Annotated in this window: 13 protein-coding genes; 8 read left to right on the plus strand and 5 right to left on the minus strand. The window is 57.9% G+C overall.

All coding sequences use genetic code 11. From position 1 onward, the window contains the following. Positions 1–46: 46 nt before the first annotated feature. Positions 47–847 carry a polyhydroxybutyrate depolymerase gene (locus AABB29_RS13535; RefSeq protein ID WP_341366408.1) on the plus strand — a complete coding sequence of 267 codons (801 nt, stop codon included), beginning with the start codon at positions 47–49 and terminating at the stop codon, positions 845–847. A 183-nt stretch (positions 848–1,030) separates the two neighbouring features. Here the strand turns inward: AABB29_RS13535 and AABB29_RS13540 are convergent, their stop codons facing one another. Beyond that, on the minus strand, positions 1,031–1,591 hold the full coding sequence (locus AABB29_RS13540) for an AAA family ATPase (RefSeq protein WP_341366407.1): 561 nt from the start codon (positions 1,589–1,591) through the stop codon (positions 1,031–1,033). 214 nt (positions 1,592–1,805) lie between these two features. Continuing rightward, positions 1,806–2,879 (minus strand): Hint domain-containing protein, encoded by a 1,074-nt coding sequence (locus tag AABB29_RS13545; RefSeq protein WP_341366406.1) that lies wholly within the window; start codon positions 2,877–2,879, stop codon positions 1,806–1,808. A gap of 232 nt (positions 2,880–3,111) precedes the next feature. Between AABB29_RS13545 and AABB29_RS13550 the strand changes: the two genes are divergently transcribed. Beyond that, entirely contained in the window at positions 3,112–3,711 is a 600-nt protein-coding gene (locus AABB29_RS13550; protein ID WP_341369088.1) for a superoxide dismutase, read from the plus strand. A 71-nt stretch (positions 3,712–3,782) separates the two neighbouring features. Continuing rightward, positions 3,783–4,760, plus strand: coding sequence for a threonine/serine dehydratase (locus AABB29_RS13555; RefSeq protein WP_341366405.1), 978 nt, complete (start codon positions 3,783–3,785; stop codon positions 4,758–4,760). Here AABB29_RS13555 and AABB29_RS13560 read toward each other — a convergent pair. Then, the gene (locus tag AABB29_RS13560) at positions 4,749–5,303 is read right to left on the minus strand and encodes a TIGR00730 family Rossman fold protein (RefSeq protein ID WP_341366404.1); all 555 of its coding nucleotides are present in this window, start codon (positions 5,301–5,303) and stop codon (positions 4,749–4,751) included. The genes AABB29_RS13555 and AABB29_RS13560 overlap by 12 nt on opposite strands. A 12-nt stretch (positions 5,304–5,315) precedes the next feature. Here AABB29_RS13560 and AABB29_RS13565 point away from each other — a divergent pair, with 12 nt between their 5' ends. Both AABB29_RS13565 and AABB29_RS13570 read left to right on the plus strand, forming a co-directional pair. Next, positions 5,316–6,569 (plus strand): LysM peptidoglycan-binding domain-containing protein, encoded by a 1,254-nt coding sequence (locus AABB29_RS13565; protein ID WP_373636571.1) that lies wholly within the window; start codon positions 5,316–5,318, stop codon positions 6,567–6,569. Positions 6,570–6,994: 425 nt separating this feature from the next. Beyond that, the gene (locus AABB29_RS13570; protein ID WP_341366401.1) at positions 6,995–8,815 is read left to right on the plus strand and encodes an ABC transporter ATP-binding protein/permease; all 1,821 of its coding nucleotides are present in this window, start codon (positions 6,995–6,997) and stop codon (positions 8,813–8,815) included. A 113-nt stretch (positions 8,816–8,928) separates the two neighbouring features. Here the strand turns inward: AABB29_RS13570 and AABB29_RS13575 are convergent, their stop codons facing one another. Next, on the minus strand, positions 8,929–12,615 hold the full coding sequence (locus AABB29_RS13575) for an efflux RND transporter permease subunit (RefSeq protein WP_373636572.1): 3,687 nt from the start codon (positions 12,613–12,615) through the stop codon (positions 8,929–8,931). Then, complete coding sequence (locus AABB29_RS13580) at positions 12,612–13,847, minus strand: efflux RND transporter periplasmic adaptor subunit (RefSeq protein WP_341366399.1); 1,236 nt, start codon at positions 13,845–13,847, stop codon at positions 12,612–12,614. Before AABB29_RS13580 ends, AABB29_RS13575 begins: the two co-directional genes overlap by 4 nt. Before the next feature lie 269 nt (positions 13,848–14,116). Between AABB29_RS13580 and AABB29_RS13585 the strand changes: the two genes are divergently transcribed. From AABB29_RS13585 to der, 3 genes are read left to right on the plus strand one after another with little or no spacing between them, the layout of a single operon-like run. Further along, positions 14,117–14,773 (plus strand): tetratricopeptide repeat protein, encoded by a 657-nt coding sequence (locus AABB29_RS13585; protein ID WP_341366398.1) that lies wholly within the window; start codon positions 14,117–14,119, stop codon positions 14,771–14,773. A gap of 19 nt (positions 14,774–14,792) precedes the next feature. Beyond that, a complete protein-coding gene (locus tag AABB29_RS13590; RefSeq protein ID WP_341366397.1) occupies positions 14,793–16,088 on the plus strand; it encodes a PQQ-binding-like beta-propeller repeat protein in 1,296 nt (431 codons plus the stop codon). 48 nt (positions 16,089–16,136) lie between these two features. Beyond that, complete coding sequence (gene der / locus AABB29_RS13595; RefSeq protein WP_341366396.1) at positions 16,137–17,594, plus strand: ribosome biogenesis GTPase Der; 1,458 nt, start codon at positions 16,137–16,139, stop codon at positions 17,592–17,594. Position 17,595 lies beyond the last annotated feature (1 nt).

A 17,595-nucleotide genomic window follows, 5' to 3' on the forward strand; every position in this document is an offset into this window, starting at 1 on the left:
TACAATTGTGAGTTCCGCAGCGCCTGCGAAATGCCTATCAAAGGTTATGTCGCGCCTATTCATTTGTTTTCTATTCGCTTTTCTTGGGTTTTCAGGGCCTTTAGCTGCTTGCGAAGGACAAGAGGCCTGCCAGCTTGGGGATCGATCGTACCATCTGCGCCTGCCGGATCAGTGGGACGGTCAAAGCCCGCTGCCGGTCTTGCTGCATTTTCATGGCTGGGCCCGTCAGGGGGATTTGATCGTGCGGCATGATCGTATCGCTACGGGTGCGATTGCCGATCATGTGCTGCTGGTTGCGCCGAATGGTTTGAACAAGTCCTGGTCATTTGGCCGCCCCCGTTCGCCCGATACTGATTTTGCCCGTGCGTTGCTGGCGGATGTGGCCAGCCGCTATCCTGTGGACCCCGAGAAGATCTTTGTCTCAGGCTATTCCTGGGGCGCGCGTATGGCCTGGCGCTTTGTGTGCGAGGATGGGGACGGGATTGCGGCGCTGCTGGCCGTGGCTGGCACCCTGTCCCAAAGTGAAACCTGCCAAACCGCCCCCGACGTCGTGCGCCAGGTCTACGGATTGAATGATCAGGTGCTGGACTATCCGATGGGGCCGGGCGGAGATCAGACCTACCCCGTATCGCTATGGCGCAGGCATTTTGATTGCGCCGCAGGACAGGACGAGGGCCAGTGGGCCGCGAGGTCATTTTTGACATTCACGCGGACGGCCTGGGATTGCCCGGGCGGCCAGGTTGTTATGGATGTACATCCGGGCGGGCACTTTATCCCGCATGATTGGATACCGCTTCAGGTGCAACAGCTTTTAGAAACCGGCGAGACGGGTTCGCCCATTCGTTAGGGGGCTGCTGTGGGACGTTAGGTGGTTTGGGCTGTGGCAGCCCCTGAATAGTTCGCAAGAAGCAAATTGGACCTTAACGTTTTGCTGCTTTTGTGCGTGGTGCACCGCCGCAAGTCCGGTTTGAGCCCATTTTGACAGATGCTGCGGTGTGCATGAATGCCCGCATAGATCGGCGACAAGAAATCAGCCTACATCCTTGGTTGCAGCAAGAACTGCAACACAATGGTTCGCGATTTTGTCGGCAGCTTCCTCCGGTTTCATATAAGTCACGTTCAATCGAAAGGTATGGGGAAGTTCGCCGCCGATTAGTGGCTCTGATGAAGCGTGGTTGCGCTCTGCGACCTCTGCGTCCTGCAACTTCCCTTTACCTCTACGCTCCGGCGACTGAATACGCTTGATGTTTTCTTCCAGATCGCAGGCGATGTGAACCATTACGAGGGGTGGACGCCTGTCGCTTCGCTCCAGGAACCTTCGCCACTCTTCCATAGCCCATTCTGTCTCGCCAGTTAGCACCGTAGTGAATATTACTGGAGTACCTGAGGGCAGGGCCGCAATTAGCTCGTCCGCAATTGCTTCAACACGCCGAACGGTCTCTCGAAATTCGGGAGTGCGGAATTCGGTCAGAGCGAATGCGAGGTTGTATAGTGTATGGATATCAACAAGACGCGCCTTCAAGAGCACCGCGAGTTCCCGCCCGACAGTCAGTTTGCCGACGCCCGGATAGCCATTCAGAACAATAATCATTCTTCTAGCCTGTTATAGTCGGCAGGATTTGCCAACAGCGAAAGCCGACATTGGCACGAATGCCGCGAATTCACCCTTCGTCCCGCATCTTGTCAGAAAGGCATTGCCTGGTGAATGTTCCGCCTGATTCAGGAGTGCCTGAGACAGCCTCTTAGTCCACCTCTTAGTCCACCATAGGACGTTGAATTGTATCGCCACTCAGGTTTGCGATCTTTCAAAGCTCAAGCACGGGGCGCGCGTTTTTTGCGACCCGCGATACAAACCGGATTTGCTTTTCGCGGCTTGGGACCTGAGCGGCCCCATCCGCGCCCTTGTGCCGCGCGCGGAGCCCCGGGAAAATCAGGTCGATTTCTGCAATCGCATCTTCGCCGATTGCCTCTGCCGCGTACTCGCCCAGATGTAGCGTTTCGGCGGGGGCATCCTCGGCAAGGATGATTTCGTGGTCGTCCAGCAGCAAATGGACGTAGTCGATTTCGTTGATCTGCTTATCCACAAAAATGCCGGGCAGGTCGGTCAAACGGATTGCGGCCAGCAAAACCTCTGCCTGGCCAAACATGCGCTGCGCAATCGGCGAGCGTGCCAAAAGCCGGTGCTGCCGCGAAACCAAAAGATCACGCGTCGGGAGCCCGCCGCCCAAAGCCCCTTGGCTGATCCGAACGGGCAGAAATCGTTCATCGGCGCCGATCATATCGGCGTCAACATGGCGGCGCCCGACCCAGCGAATGGGTTTGGGCCCGTTTTGTGTTTCAACCAGCTGGCCCGGTTTCAAATCGCTGGCGCAAACGTAGCCGGTGGGTGTTTTGATCCGGGTTGTCCCTGCAAAACACACCAAAATTTCGATATTATCGACAAGCGCGCCTGAGCCGTCGGCGTTATCACCGATCTCGGTAAACCGTATCGTATAGTCACCAGCCGCAGGGAAAGTCACGTCGGCTGACAATTGCAGATACACCGATTGCTGATCAGGCACGATGTTGGCACTGTAGATCACCACACCGTTGCTATCCAGAATTTCGACCGTGAAACCGTCGACACCCAGTGTTCCGCTGTCTCTGAGCGCGTAATCGAGATTAAGTTGGGCATCCCGGGCCTGATCGACCGTGAAGGTTTGTTCCATTACCGTGACATTGCCGGTGCCGCCATTGATCTCGGCAACACGCCCAGGTCCGGAGCCAGCGATGTAGGTACTGGACGGCCTCGTTTCCAGATCTGTGCCAGACCATCCGGTTGCGCTGTTATTGGTACTGCTGGAAAAGTCGCCGTTGACGATCAAATTTGTTAAAGCCACTGACACATCCTCGACACCTAAAACGCTGGCATGCTTATATACGTCTTTTGCTGAGGGGACAGTTAATTTTGTTTTTCGGCATATATTTCGCGAAGAATTGCCAAAATTTGTGCAGTTGAGTGTCCTTTTTGGGCGCTTCGGCGTCAGATCGGCATCCATCACGCTCTTGACCTTGCGCTGTCATGTGACATGTATCGACGCATCCCATTCTCAACTTAGAAAGATGACTGATATGGCTTTTTCACTTCCTGATCTTCCCTATGCCCATGACGCGCTGGCTGGCAAAGGCATGTCTGCCGAAACGCTGGAATACCACCACGACCTGCACCACAACGCCTATGTGACCAACGGCAACAAGGCCATTGAAGGCACCGAGTGGGAAGGCAAGTCACTGGAAGAGATCATCGTTGGCACTTATGACAAGTCGGCTGTTGCTCAGAACGGCATCTTCAACAACATCAGCCAGCTTTGGAACCACAACCAGTTTTGGGAAATGATGGGCCCAGGTGATAGCGCCATGCCTGGTGAGCTGGAAAAAGCCATCACCGAAAGCTTTGGCAGCGTTGATGAGTTCAAGTCGCAGTTCAGCGCCGCTGGTGCAGGTCAGTTCGGCTCGGGCTGGTGCTGGCTGGTCAAGAACGCTGATGGCTCGCTGGCTGTCACTAAAACCGAAAACGGCGTGAACCCGTTGTGCTTTGGTCAAACAGCATTGCTCGGCTGTGATGTGTGGGAGCATTCCTACTACATCGACTTCCGCAACAAGCGCCCGGCCTATCTGACCAATTTCCTTGATAATCTGGTCAACTGGGAAAACGTCGCCTCGCGCCTCTGATCCTTTTACCATCGACATTCGAAAAGGCCCGTGAGACATCTTGCGGGCCTTTTTATTTATTGAGGACCCTCATGCACCAACCCAGTCTGGATGCGATCCGCACTGCCGCTGATGAGCTGGCAGATGCGATCATCGAAACGCCTGTTTTGCCGCTATCCGCGGACCGCTGGCAGGGCCTGCTGCCCAAGGGTGCGGATGTCACCATCAAGCTTGAGCTGTTCCAGCAAACCGGCGCGTTCAAGGCGCGCGGCGCGCTGCTCGGGATCAGACGCCTTGGTGCCGATCAGCGCGCTGCCGGTGTTGTAGCCGCCAGCGGGGGCAATCATGCGCTGGGCGTGTCCTGGGCTGCGAAAGAGGCCGGGATTTCTGCCCTGATCTGCATGCCCCGCGCCGTCGATCCGGCCCGCATTGCGGGGTGCAAGGCGCTGGGCGCTGAGGTGCAGTTGTTTGACGATATGGCCGGGGCCTTTGCCGCGATGAACAAGGCAGCTGGGGCAGGGCGCACGCTGATGCACCCGTTTGAGGCCGATCACATGGTGCTGGGCGCGGCGACCTGCGGTCTGGAATATTGCGCGCAGGCCCCGGATGTGGATGTCTTTGTCGTGCCTGTCGGCGGCGGCGGTCTGATCTCTGGCATGGCCTCTGCCATTCGCCATCTGCGCCCGAATGCGCAGATCATCGGGGTAGAGCCCTTCGGCGCGGACAGCCTTTATCGCAGCCTGGCTTCGGGACAACCGGAGACGCTGGACAAGGTCGATACGATGGCCGACAGCCTTGGCGCGCCCATGTCGCTGCCGGGCACCTTTGGGATTTGCCAAAAGCTGGTGGATGAGGTGGTGCGCATCAGTGACGCCGAGATGGCCGAAGCCATGCGGCTTATGCAGGCGCATATGGCGATCACGGCAGAACCGGCTTGTGCCGCTTCACTGGCTGCGATCATGGGGCCGTTGAAGCATCAGCTCGCAGGGTGCAAGATTGGGATTATTGCTTGCGGATCGAATATCTCAATCCCGCGGTTTGCAGAATTGACGGCGCTGTCAGAGGGCTGATCGCAACGTGGCCTCAAGCGTGGGCACATCATTGACGAACTGCACGTAGGACAGGATGTCATTGCCTGCAAAGCCTTGGTCGACGACGTGGGTCATCAGCGTCAAAAGCGGGTCCCAGAACCCATCGATGTTCAGCACAAAGATCGGCTTTTCATGCAGTTTCAACTGCCGCCAGGTGAGCGCTTCAAAGAACTCATCCAGCGATCCGGCTCCGCCGGGCAGAACGACAACCGCATCGGCATTCATGAACATGACTTTCTTACGCTCATGCATGGTCTCGGTCACCACGAAGCTGTCCAGATCGCGTTTGCCGACTTCCCAGTCCATCAAATGGGCGGGGATCACGCCAAAGGTTTGCCCACCCGCAGCCTGCACCGCATTGGCCACGCGCCCCATCAGCCCCACATCGCCTGCGCCGTAAACCAGTCGCCAGCCATTGGCCACGAGCATTTGGCCTGTGTTCTCTGCCGCGTTGACGTAGCTGTCTTTGGTCCCATCACGTGAGCCACAATAGACACAGACGGATTTGGGAAATGTTGGCATAACGAACCTTTCATGAGCTTGGCTTTGACCGGTCATAGCCGCGTTGCTAAGGTGGCTCAACCACATGCGGTTGGGGTGCCGCATATTGGCGCGATGAGGGGTGAAAACGTGTCTGACGGAACGAAATCGAGCGCTTTGCCGATTATTTTGGGTGCGACGGCTGCGGTCGTTATTGGCGTGGGTATTTTGATGTTCTTGCCCGAACCGGAAGTCGCATCCGAAATAGCGGCGCCTGTAACTGCTGAAGTTGCACCGCAAGTCGATCCAGTAGAACCCGTGGAGGTGGCCGAGCCAACGCCAGCACCCCCAACTGGCCCGCTTTTTGATACTTTTCGCGTTGAAACAGATGGCAGCATGGTGATCGCCGGGCAGGCAGAGCCGGGCCAGGACGTTGGTATCATACTGGCCGGTGAGATGATCGAACGCGTGACAGCGGATGCAAGTGGCAGTTTTGTGGCCTTCCCTGTCGCGGGCCTGTCCGAGCAGCCCCGCCGTTTGCATCTTTTGGCCGATCCGGATGGGCAGGCCATCGCCTCTGAGGCCAGTTATATGGTTGCGCCAATCGTCCCGCCGGTTGTTGTTGCCGATGAAGTCCCGACGCCTGATCAGCCGCCGGTATCTGTTGATGTCGCCACGCTTGAGACGGCGCCTGCGCCCGGGGCTGCGCCACAATTGCCCGTGGTTGAGGAGAGCATTGCGCCCCCAGCCGCGCCGACTGCCCCCACGGTGTTACAAGCGGATTCGAGCGGCGTGCGCGTCGTGCAAACCAGCCCGGCATTGACGGTTCCGAATGTTGCGCTTGATGCGATCACCTATGATCCTGAGGGCGATGTGCAACTGGCAGGGCGCGCCACAGGCGATGGGGCCGTGCAAATCTATATCGACAACAAACCGCTAACGACGTCAGACGTGTCGACCGGTGGCGATTGGCGCGTTGATCTGCCCGATATCGACACGGGCGTTTACACCTTGCGCATTGATGAGCTTGATGAAGAGGGTGCTGTCGTCTCGCGCGTTGAAACTCCGTTCAAGCGCGAAGAGGCAGAAGAGGTGGCCGCTGTGTTGGCCGAAGAAACCGCCAGTGAGGGTTTCGAAGTTGCCGTGAAGACGGTGCAACCCGGGGCGACGCTTTGGGCAATTGCCGAAGAGAATTTAGGCAATGGGATTTTCTATGTCGAAGTATTCGAGGCGAATACCGACCTGATCCGTGATCCTGATCTCATCTATCCTGGCCAGATATTCCGGATCCCCGATAAGCCGGAATAAACAGACCCTAGGGTCAGGACCCATTAATCTTGCACCATCAGCGGCAATTTCACGAAATATCAGTGGTTTGCGCCGCGCGGCCATAGTGTTCTACGGCCAAGCGGCGTTCGCCGCTGAGATGAAGTGAAATCGCCGCCCGTCGCCCCACAGGGGCGCCAGCTATGGCAGGCATGCCTGTGGCATGACGGGTTTGCCCAGGGCTCCGCCCGTTCGCGCCTGAAAATGTCCCCCGGACATTTTCTGTTCCGGCGCAAACTCCCTCTGATCTGCGGCACATCTGCTTGAAGTAGAACCACTATTCCAGCGCAGATGCGTCTTGTCAGAGAAAAAATCTGGTAAACTGACGGCGCAAGATTAATGGGTCCTGACCCTAGAATTCTGGCGCTATGCGTCCTAGGTAAGATGGCTTCCAGCAGGAGAGCCAGATGCCCCGTCTCGCCAAAACAGATGCCAATTTCAGTGATGCCAAGGTGCAGGGATGGGCTGTGATCCGCCATGTCATCCCCTATCTGTGGCCAGAGGGGCAGGCCTGGGTCAAATACCGCGTTGTTTTTGCGCTGGCCGCCTTGCTTATGGCCAAGCTGATCGCGGTTACGACCCCGATTTTTTACAAGCAGGCCGTTGATGCGCTGGCGGGTGAGACGCTGGACGCAGGCACGGTGCTGGGGCTTGGCGCGATTGGTCTGACGTTGGCCTATGGGTTGGCCCGGCTGATGAATGTCGGCTTTCAACAGCTGCGTAATGTCATCTTTACCAAGGTCGGGCAAAGGGCGCTACGCCGGTTGGCGCTTGAGACCTTCACCCATATCCACCATCTGTCCATGCGCTATCACATCAGCCGCAAAACCGGCGGCTTGAGCCGGGTGATCGAGCGCGGCGTCAAAGGCGTCGATTTCCTTTTGCGTTTTGTGCTGTTCAGCATTGGCCCGCTGGTGCTGGAGCTGTTGATGATCTCGGTCATCTTGTTTTTCTTTTTTGATATTGGGTATTTGGCCGTGATCGCCGGGACGGTTGCGCTTTATGTCCTGTTTACATTTCGCGTGACGGAATGGCGCGTGCGCATCCGCAAAGAGATGAACGATCAGGACACGGACGCCAATCAAAAGGCGATCGACAGTCTGTTGAATTTCGAAACCGTCAAATATTTCGGGGCCGAGACCTGGGAGGCGGATCGTTATGATGGCGCGATGGCCAATTATGAAAAGGCGGCCATTCGCACGAATTATACGCTCGCCTTCCTGAATTTTGGCCAGTCATGCCTGATCACCGGCGGGCTTGTCATCGTCATGGTCATGGCCGCGCGCGGCGTGCAGGCGGGCGCATTGACTGTGGGCGATTTTGTTATGGTCAATGCCTATATGATCCAGATCATGATGCCGTTGAACATGCTTGGCAGCGTCTACCGGGATATTCGCCAGGCCTTGATTGACATGGGCGATATGTTTGACCTGCTTGGCCAACCGCCCGAGGTGCAGGACAAGCCGGGGGCCCCTGATCTGGTCGTCAGCGGTGGCCATGTGGTGCTGCAGGATGTGCATTTTGGCTATGACGCGGAACGGCCCATTCTGAAAGGCATCGATTTGGATGTGCCACCCGGCCAGACCGTGGCGATTGTTGGCTCTTCTGGATCGGGTAAATCGACCATCGGGCGGCTTTTGTTTCGGTTTTACGATGTGGGCGATGGCGCGCTATTGATTGATGGGCAGAATCTGCGCGATGTGACCCAATCCAGCCTGCACGCGCAAATCGGTGTCGTTCCGCAGGATGCGGTGCTGTTCAACGACACGATCCATTACAACATCGCCTATGGGCGTCCGGATGCAAGCGAGGATGAGATCATTGCCGCTGCCAAAGCCGCCAAGATCCATGACTTTGTGATGCGCCTGCCAGAGGGCTACCAGACCACCGTGGGTGAGCGTGGCCTCAAACTTTCGGGCGGTGAAAAGCAGCGGGTTGGGATTGCCCGGACGTTATTGAAGAACCCGCCGATCCTATTGCTGGATGAGGCCACATCGGCGCTGGATACGGACACAGAGATGGAAATCCAGGCTGAGCTGAAGGCCATGGGCGAAGGGCGCACGGTGATTACCATTGCGCATCGGCTTTCGACTATTGCCGATGCCGACCGGATTATTGTGCTGGAGGACGGGCTGATTGTGGAAGAGGGACGGCACCAGGCACTGTTGGCCGAAAACGGCCGTTATGCCCATCTGTGGAACCGCCAGTCGGAGGATGAGGTCGCTTGACCTAAACGGTCGGCTACGCCGGTTCGATTGTTTGGTAGGGGCTTTGCCCCCGGCCCGTGCGGGCCTCTCCCAGGATATTTTTGGCCAAAAGAATGAGGGGGAGGCGCTGTTGTTTATTCGGCGGCCTGGAGCGGCTGGGTCAGTTGCAGCGGGTCAAGCGGTTCGTCCTCGGACCAGATGATCTCGGATTTTTTGAGCCGCTTGGCTTGACGCCGCAATGCCCAGTCGCGCGCAGCGCGGCTGCTGCGCCCCATTGAAAGCTTGGCCAGAAGCTGGGCGAACCATTGAACATAGGTCACGAACCAGACCCGTAGCGCCAGCATTGATGGGGTGAAGACCAGCGTCAGTACCGTCGCGATCCCAAGTCCAAACACAACGGCCGTCGCCAGTTGTTTCCACCACAGCGCGGTGGGGCTGTCGATGCTGTAACCGCCATTCATGAAATCAAGGCTGAGCCCGAACATCATCGGTGCCAAGCCGGCCATGGTTGTGATGGTTGTCAGCAAGACGGGTCTGATACGTGCCTCGGCCGTGCGGGTGATCGCCTCGGCCCGGGGCATGTATTTGCTGTATTCCTGGTAGGTGTCGATCAGGATGATGTTGTTATTCACAACGATCCCGGCCAGCGCGACGATCCCTGTCCCCGTCATGATGATTGAGAAGGCCTGATCCATGACAAGCATGCCTACAAGCGATCCTGCGGTCGACATCACAACGGCCATCAGCACAAGGATGGAATTATAGATACTGTTGAACTGCGCCAGCAGGATGATGAACATCAGCCCAAGCGCCCCGGCAAAGGCCGTCTGCAGGAAGGCGCCGGATTCGGCTTGCTCTTCCTGATCGCCAGTCCATTCCCAATCGATGCTGCCGGGGAGGGGGGATGTTTCCAGCCACTCTGTCAGAACGCCGATTCGTTCGTTGGCATTCACGGGGCTTTCAGTTGTGTCCCCATCGGTCACCATTTCGGCAAGTGCATCAATGGTGATACCGTCCGAGAGGTTGATGATGTTGTAGCGATCAAACCCACTGGCGTCTTCACTAGTGATCAGTGCGATGGCTTGTGTTTCACCGTTCGCAACGATGTTCACAAGACCATTTTCCACATCCGCTTTGACGTCGAAATACCGCTTTTGATCGATCCGGTCGATCTGTGCGAGTTTTTCAACGGGTGTCCGTGTAATGAAGTTCGACAGGGGGATCAGCCCCTGATTGGTGCGCACCCGGAGGCTGTCGAGCGTGGACAGGACCCGGTCCTCTTCTGGGAGCCGCACCCGGATCTCGATTTCCTCGTCCGAGCTATCGACCCGCATCGTGTCCAGCAGAATGCCCCGCGTGACCAGCTGCACCATCGCCCCGACCGAGGCGACATCGGCCCCGAAACGACCCGCCTTTTCGACATCAACATCGATTTGCCAATCGATACCGGGCAGGGGCAGCGAATCCTCGACCAAGATCAGGCCCGGTGTTTGCTCAAACTGTGCACGGGCCAGATTGGTTGCTGCGATCAGCTCTTCCCAATTATCACTTTTCAGCCGCAGATGCACCGGTTTGCCCGATGCGGGGCCGCGTGCTTGCGCCAGAATTTCGGTCTGAATCCCGGGAATCGTGTTCAGCTCGGCCTGAAGCTCGGCCAGAACGACATCGCCGTCGAGTTCCGCAATGCCTGCACGGTCCTCCCATGGAATGGTTTCAAGCTGCACCTGCCCGATCGTGTCGCTGGGGATGCTGGCGCCGCTTGCATCGGTGTTCAGCCCGCCATCGCCTGCAAAGGAAAATGCAGTGATCACACCTGGATGGGCCAAAACGATTTCTTCGGCTTGCCGGACCAGGTCGTCTTTTTCGTTGAGCGACAGGTTCCCGCGTGCTTTGACATAGACAATCGCCTGTTCGGGTTCTGATTCAACGAAGAATTCCACCCCGTTATTGTTGCTGCCGTAATAGCCAAAGATTGAGATCACCAGGAAAACCACCGCCCCAACGGTCACCAGTGGCATGATCGCATTGCCTGCGATGAAATGCATAAAATGCCCAAAGGCTGACCGGCGGTAGCCCGCTTTGATCTGCTTGGCTTCGCGTTCGATCTTTGCCGCGCCGATCGTAATCGATAACAGCATGGCCCCTGCCATGAAGAGCAACATGCCGGGCAGAGAATCGAAGAAACCTTTGGTCTGGACGGCTTCGCCGGTCAAATAGCCGGGGTTTAATGTCAGCATGGCGCCGGTGAAGACGATCATGATCGCCGGGACAACAAGCACGGCCCGCACGACCCAAGGCAACCGCGCCCGTAGCGCGTCTGATGTGTTGCCGAACAGCCGGCTGAGCCTGCCTGTTACGCCGCCCATGACAGGCAGATAGATCAGGGCCACGATCAGCGATGCGGAAAGCACAAAGATCAGGGTGACGGGTAACATGCCCATGAACTGCCCCGGCACACCCGGCCAGAACAGCATGGGCAGGAACGCACAAAGCGTTGTCGCTGTTGAGGAAATGATCGGCCAAAACATCCGCTGTGCGGCCTCGACATAGGCATGCATCGGCCCGCTGCCTTCGCGGATTCGCTTGTCGGCATATTCGACCACGACAATGGCCCCATCAACCAGCATCCCGACCGCAAGGATCAGGCCAAACATCACGATATTCGAGATGGTGATATCCATCACCGCCAACAGGGCAAAACACAGCAGGAAGGATGTGGGAATTGCAAAGCCCACCAGAAGCGCGGGCCGCGTTCCGAGCGCCGCCAAGACCACGATCATCACCAGCGCGATGGCCGTTAGGACTGAACCTTCAAGCTGGCTGACCATTGAGGCCACGTTGCGCGATTGGTCGTTGGATGTGCCCACATCAATGGCCGCTTGCAGTTCTGGCGGCCAGCTGGCGCGCTCTTCTTCGACGACTTCGCGGACCAAAGCGGCCGTGTCGATCAGGTTGAACCCTTTGCGTTTGACCACTTGCAGGGCCACCGTGTTCACCCCGTTAAAGCGGGCCGTGCCCACGCGGTCCTCAAAGGTAAGCCGGATGGTCGCCAGATCACCCAGTGTGATGACCCGGTCCCCATCGGTTTTCACAGGCAGGTTATAAACATCCGCTGGTTCATCAAATGAGGAGGGAATTTTGACCGCGAATGTTCCTTGGTCGGTCTCAACCTCGCCCGCTGCGATCAGAAGGTTGTTGTTCGTCACTACCCCGATCAATTCGCCAGCGGTCACGTTATAAGCTTCAAGCCGCAGCGGATCGATGACCACCTCGAGCATTTCATCCCGCTGTCCGGCGAGCCCGGCTTCCAGCACGGCATCCAGCCCTTCGATCCGATCTTGCAGATCTTTGGCCACCCGAAGCAGGGTGCGCTCCGGCACTTGGCCGGTCAGGTTCACGATGACGATTGGGAATTCAGAGAAGTTGATTTCGTTGATCGAATATTGGTCAGCACCGGCCGGAAACTGCGCCTCAGCGCTGTTCATGGCGGATCGGATATCGGCCAGTATTTTGGTCTTGTCCCAGCCAAATTCGAATTCCAGCGCGACCCCCGCATAGCCTTCGGCAGCGGTTGCGGACATGGTTTTCAACCCGTCCAAATCGGACAGCTCTGTCTCCATCGGTTTGACAAGAAGGGTTTCACTGTCTTCGGCCGAGATCCCCGGAAAGGGGACGGAGACAAAGATCGCAGGTATTTCGATATCCGGCTCGCCCTCTTTGGGCAGGCCAACATAGGCCATACCGCCTGCCAAAAGCGACAGCGCGATAAAGGCAAGAACCATGCGGGCCCGTGAGGCGGCCCAGTCAACTATCCCAGTCATCCTTCGGCCTCTTGAAATGTCGGTTTCACGCGGACCCCGTCGATGACAAATTCCTGACCGACGGTGATAATATCAACGGTTTCAGGCAGATCGGTGACCCAGACGCCTTCGGATGTGTCCCGCAGCAGCGTCACCGGCATGAAGGTGGCCACATTGTCGGGTGAGACGGTCCGGACGCCCAATACCCCATCATCATCCAGCGTGAGCGAGGATTGCGCCACCAGATGCGCCGTGCGTCCTTCGGAAGCCACGATGATTTCCGCTGTCTGTCCATCACTGATGGCCAGATCATCATTTGCGACAGTGACCTCGACGCGGAAGGTGCGCGTCAACTCGTCGGCGCTGCGTGACAGGAATGTCACCCGGCCCTGCACGTCGACGCCTGTTGACAGTCGAGCCTGCGCAATGGCGCCGACGCTGATCTTGTTCACGTCCAGTTCAGGAACAAAGCCAACCAGTTTGATGGGGTTCAACTGAATGATCGTCGCGCAAAGCGATCCGGGCTGCATGAGTGAACCAAGTTCAGCTGTATCGGTTTCCAGCAATCCGGCGAAAGGGGCGTTGATTTGCAGTCTTTCAATCTCACGCTCGGCCGACGCGACGGCAGCTTCGGCGGCTTCAATGCCTGCCTGCGCCGAGGTAACGGCTGAAATGGCGCTTTGTACGCCAGCGGTGGCCGCATCCATAGCGGCCTGTGCACTGGCCAGTCGGGTCTCGGATGCAAAGCCGTCCTGAGAAAGTTGCCGTGCGGCGTTCAGGTTGATCTCGGCCTCGCGCACACGGGCATTTGCTTCGGTCACGCTGGCCTCGGCTTCGGGGACGCGCCCTGTCGCTTCGGCCAGCCGCGCCCGCGCTTCGGCAAGCGATGCTTCGCGGGTGCCCGGATCAAGGCTGCACAATGCTTCGCCTTCATTGACGAAGGCCCCTTTGCGCAATGGCTCGGACACGACAAGGCCAGAGGTTTCTGCAGCAACCGAAACTTGGCGGGCCGCTTCGGTGCGCCCGCGCAAGATCACGGCGCTGTCGATTGTCTGCGCTACAGAATGCATCGCGACAACGCCAACCCCGGTGTCTTCGGGGTTTTCATCGGCTGTGTTGTCTTGGGCCGCTGTTTCAGATGCGGCTGCATCTGATGTCCCTTGGGCAAATGCAACCAGTTGATCCCGTTCGAAGACCAGGAAGAAAAGCGCTGCGCACACTAGGATTGCGGTGAGCAGGGGTATGATTCTCATTGTCTGGCCTCTTGATGTAACCAACGCGGTGATTGGTGGGTGTTTTGCTTTTTAAGGCTGATACGGATCACCGTATCGATTAGATCATGATAGTATACTAAACCATTCAGTTCACTTTATCGCGCAAATGACCTCGCGGCAAGATCACTTTTCTGCATTGCCGCATGATAGAAGGCCCGATGGATGCGTTGGGCACTTGTTCATCCCTTAAGCTTCGCGATATGTACGGCCAAACGGAATGTCGCAACCCGCGATAAATGGGGGCTTTGGTGAGTAATACCGACAGTTTTATCGATGAGGTCACCGAAGAGGTGCGCCGCGAAAAGCTCTACGGCCATTTGCGCCGCTATGGATGGATCGGTGTACTGGCCGTCCTGCTGTTGGTCGGTGGCGCCGCATGGACAGAATACCGCGCGGTCCAAACGCGCAATGCTGCCGAAGCTGCAGGCGATGCGCTGCTGGCCGCATTGAATGAGAACGATCCGGCGGCCCGCGCTGCGGCCATGGCCGAAATCGAGAGCCCGGGCGCTGCGGCTGCGATAACGGTTCTTTGGCAAGCGACATCAGAGCAAGAGGCGGGCGATATCGCGGCGGCACATGCCACGCTGACGGCGTTGGCCTCTGATGCGGGCATGCCGGAAATGTATCGCGATCTCGCCGCCTTTAAGGCGGCGACTCTGCCGACCGAGGATACAGCGGCGCGTATCGCCGCCCTTGAAGCCCTGTCAGAGCCGGGTCAGCCTTTCCGCCTGCTGGCACTTGAACAACTGGCCTACGCGACCTTGTCGGGGGGCGATGCAGAGGGCGCAATGACGATCTTGCGCAGCATTGAAGAAGACGCCGGCGTATCGCGAGGCTTGCGAGAGCGCGTGCAAACACTGATTGTTGCGCTGGGCGAGACGCCCTCGGAAATCGAGACCCAATAACCGCAGATCGGATCGCATCGTGACAGCCAAGACAATCATCGGCGTGACCTTCGCATTGGGCCTTCTGGCGGCTTGCGGCGAAGAAGACGTTATCTTGCCGGGCGAGCGTTTTGATCTGCGCCCCAACGCCGCAGAGGTCAACCAGACCCGAAATGTTGCGATTGCGGCCGCGCAGGTAAACGCCAATTGGACGCATCGCAATGGCGGCGCGGATCATCAGATCGACCATCCGGCCTTGCCCGCGACGTTATCGCCCGCATTTGTTGCCGATATTGGCGAAGGCGATAGTAAACGCGCGCGGATCACGTCTGAACCGGTGATCGCGGGCGGCATCATCTACACAGTCGATGCGCGGGCGACGGTGACCGCAACGTCGCTGAATGGCGATCGCATTTGGTCCCGTGATCTGACCCCGACACGCGATAACGCAAATGACGCATCCGGTGGCGGCGTGTCCGTCGGCGGCGGCCAGGTCTATGTGACCACAGGCTTTGGCGAGATCACCGCAATGGATGCGGCCACTGGTAATATTCGTTGGGTTCAGGACCTGGATGCGCCGGTCACCACAGGACCGACGCTGAATGGTGATCTGGTCTATGTCGTCTCGCGCGATAGCACCGCTTGGGCGCTTGAGCCAAGCAACGGACGCATCCGCTGGCAACGGTCCGGTACACCATCATCGGCGAATTTTGGCGGCGGGGCATCCCCTGCTGTCAGCGGTGAATATGCGATCTTCCCGTTTCCATCGGGCGAGATTGCCGCGACATATCCGCGTGGCGGTTTGCCCCGCTGGTCGGCTGTTGTGTCAGGGGACCGGCTTGGGCGCGCGGCCTCTTTGATCAATGATATTGCGGGCGATCCTGTGATCTTTGACGGCCGCGTTTATATTGCGAATTTTGGCGGGCGGACTGTTGCGCTAGATCTTGATGATGGCAGTCGTATTTGGACCGCCGGGGAAGGGGCTGTAAGCCCTGTCTGGCCAACCACAGATTCGCTGTTCCTGATCAACGACGTCAATGAGCTGGTCCGCCTGGATGCGGCCACAGGCGCAGCTGTTTGGCGCATCAGCCTGCCGAATTTCGATGAGGGGCGTACAGCCCGGCAACGCAGCGTTTTTGCCCATTACGGGCCGATCCTTGCCGGTGGCCGGCTGATCGTGGCATCTTCGGATGGGCTGATCCGTCAGTTTGATCCCACTTCTGGCGGGTTGATCGGCACGATTGATTTGCCCGGTGGTGCCGCCTCGGCCCCTGTTGTGGCGGGCGAGACCCTGTATGTTCTGAATAAAGACGGTCAATTGCACGCTTTTCGTTGATGCCGAATTGGTGTATCCGCGCGGCTTGAACCCGTCTGGAGCATACCGATGACCTTTACCCTTGCCATTGTGGGGCGCCCGAATGTGGGCAAATCCACCCTGTTTAACCGGCTGGTTGGGAAGAAGCTGGCATTGGTTGATGACCAACCCGGCGTCACGCGCGACCTGCGCGAGGGCGAGGGGCGCATCGCTGATCTGCGCTTTACGGTGATTGACAGTGCCGGTTTGGAAGAAGCCACGGATGACAGTCTGCAAGGGCGTATGCGCCGCCTGACCGAGCGCGCCGTGGAAATGGCAGATGTCTGTCTGTTCATGATCGATGCCCGGACCGGTGTGCTGCCCGCCGATGAGGTTTTCGCCGATATCCTGCGCAAGAAAAATGCCCATGTCATCCTTGCCGCCAACAAGGGCGAAGGGAAGGCAGCGGACGCCTCGATCTTGGAGGCCTATGCTTTGGGGCTTGGTGAGCCGATCCGCATGTCCGCTGAACATGGCGAAGGGATGGGCGAGCTGCTGGATATGCTGCGCCCGATTGCCGAGGCCCAAGCCGAACAGGCCGCGGCTGACGCACCTGAGGTGGATGTGGACGTTGGCGATGACGACGAAGATGCGGCGCGGGTTCCAACAAAGTCCAAACCTTTGCAGATTGCCGTCGTTGGTCGGCCCAATGCGGGCAAATCCACCCTGATCAACCAGATCATCGGGGAAGAACGCCTTTTGACCGGTCCAGAGGCCGGGATCACCCGTGATGCCATTTCCGTCCAGCAGGACTGGGGCGGGGTGCCCATGCGGATTTTTGACACTGCGGGCATGCGCAAAAAGGCCAAGGTGCAGGAAAAGATCGAAAAACTTTCGGTCTCGGACGGGCTGCGGGCTGTGAAATTTGCCGAAGTGGTTGTTGTGCTGCTTGATGTGGAAATTCCATTTGAGCAGCAGGACTTGCGGATTGCTGATCTGGCAGAGCGCGAGGGGCGGGCCGTCGTTGTCGCCGTGAACAAATGGGACATCGAAGGCGACAAGCAGGTCAAACTGAAGAAGCTGCGCGAAGACTTTGAACGGCTCTTGCCGCAGCTGCGCGGCGCACCTTTGGTCACCGTCTCAGCCAAGACCGGCAAAGGGCTCGACCGGCTGCAGCAGGCAATCATGCGCGCCCATGAGGTTTGGAACCGGCGCGTGACAACCGCGCATTTGAACCGCTGGTTGACGGGCATGCTTGAACAGCATCCGCCGCCCGCACCGGGGGGCAAAAGGATCAGGATGCGCTATATGACCCAAGTCAAAACGCGCCCACCTGCCTTTGTGGTGATGACTTCGCATCCTGACATGATGCCCGATAGCTATAAACGCTATTTGGTCAATGGGTTGCGGGCCGACTTTGATATGCCAGGTACGCCCATTCGGCTGTTTTTACGCGATCAAGGGGACAAAAACCCTTATAAGGATAAAAAATCGTCGCAACCCTCTCGCTTGTCCAAGCATCTGAAAAAGGGCCCGTCTGACCGTTAAC

The organism is Yoonia sp. BS5-3 (assembly GCF_038069655.2).
Classification (GTDB): Bacteria; Pseudomonadota; Alphaproteobacteria; order Rhodobacterales; family Rhodobacteraceae; genus Yoonia; species Yoonia phaeophyticola.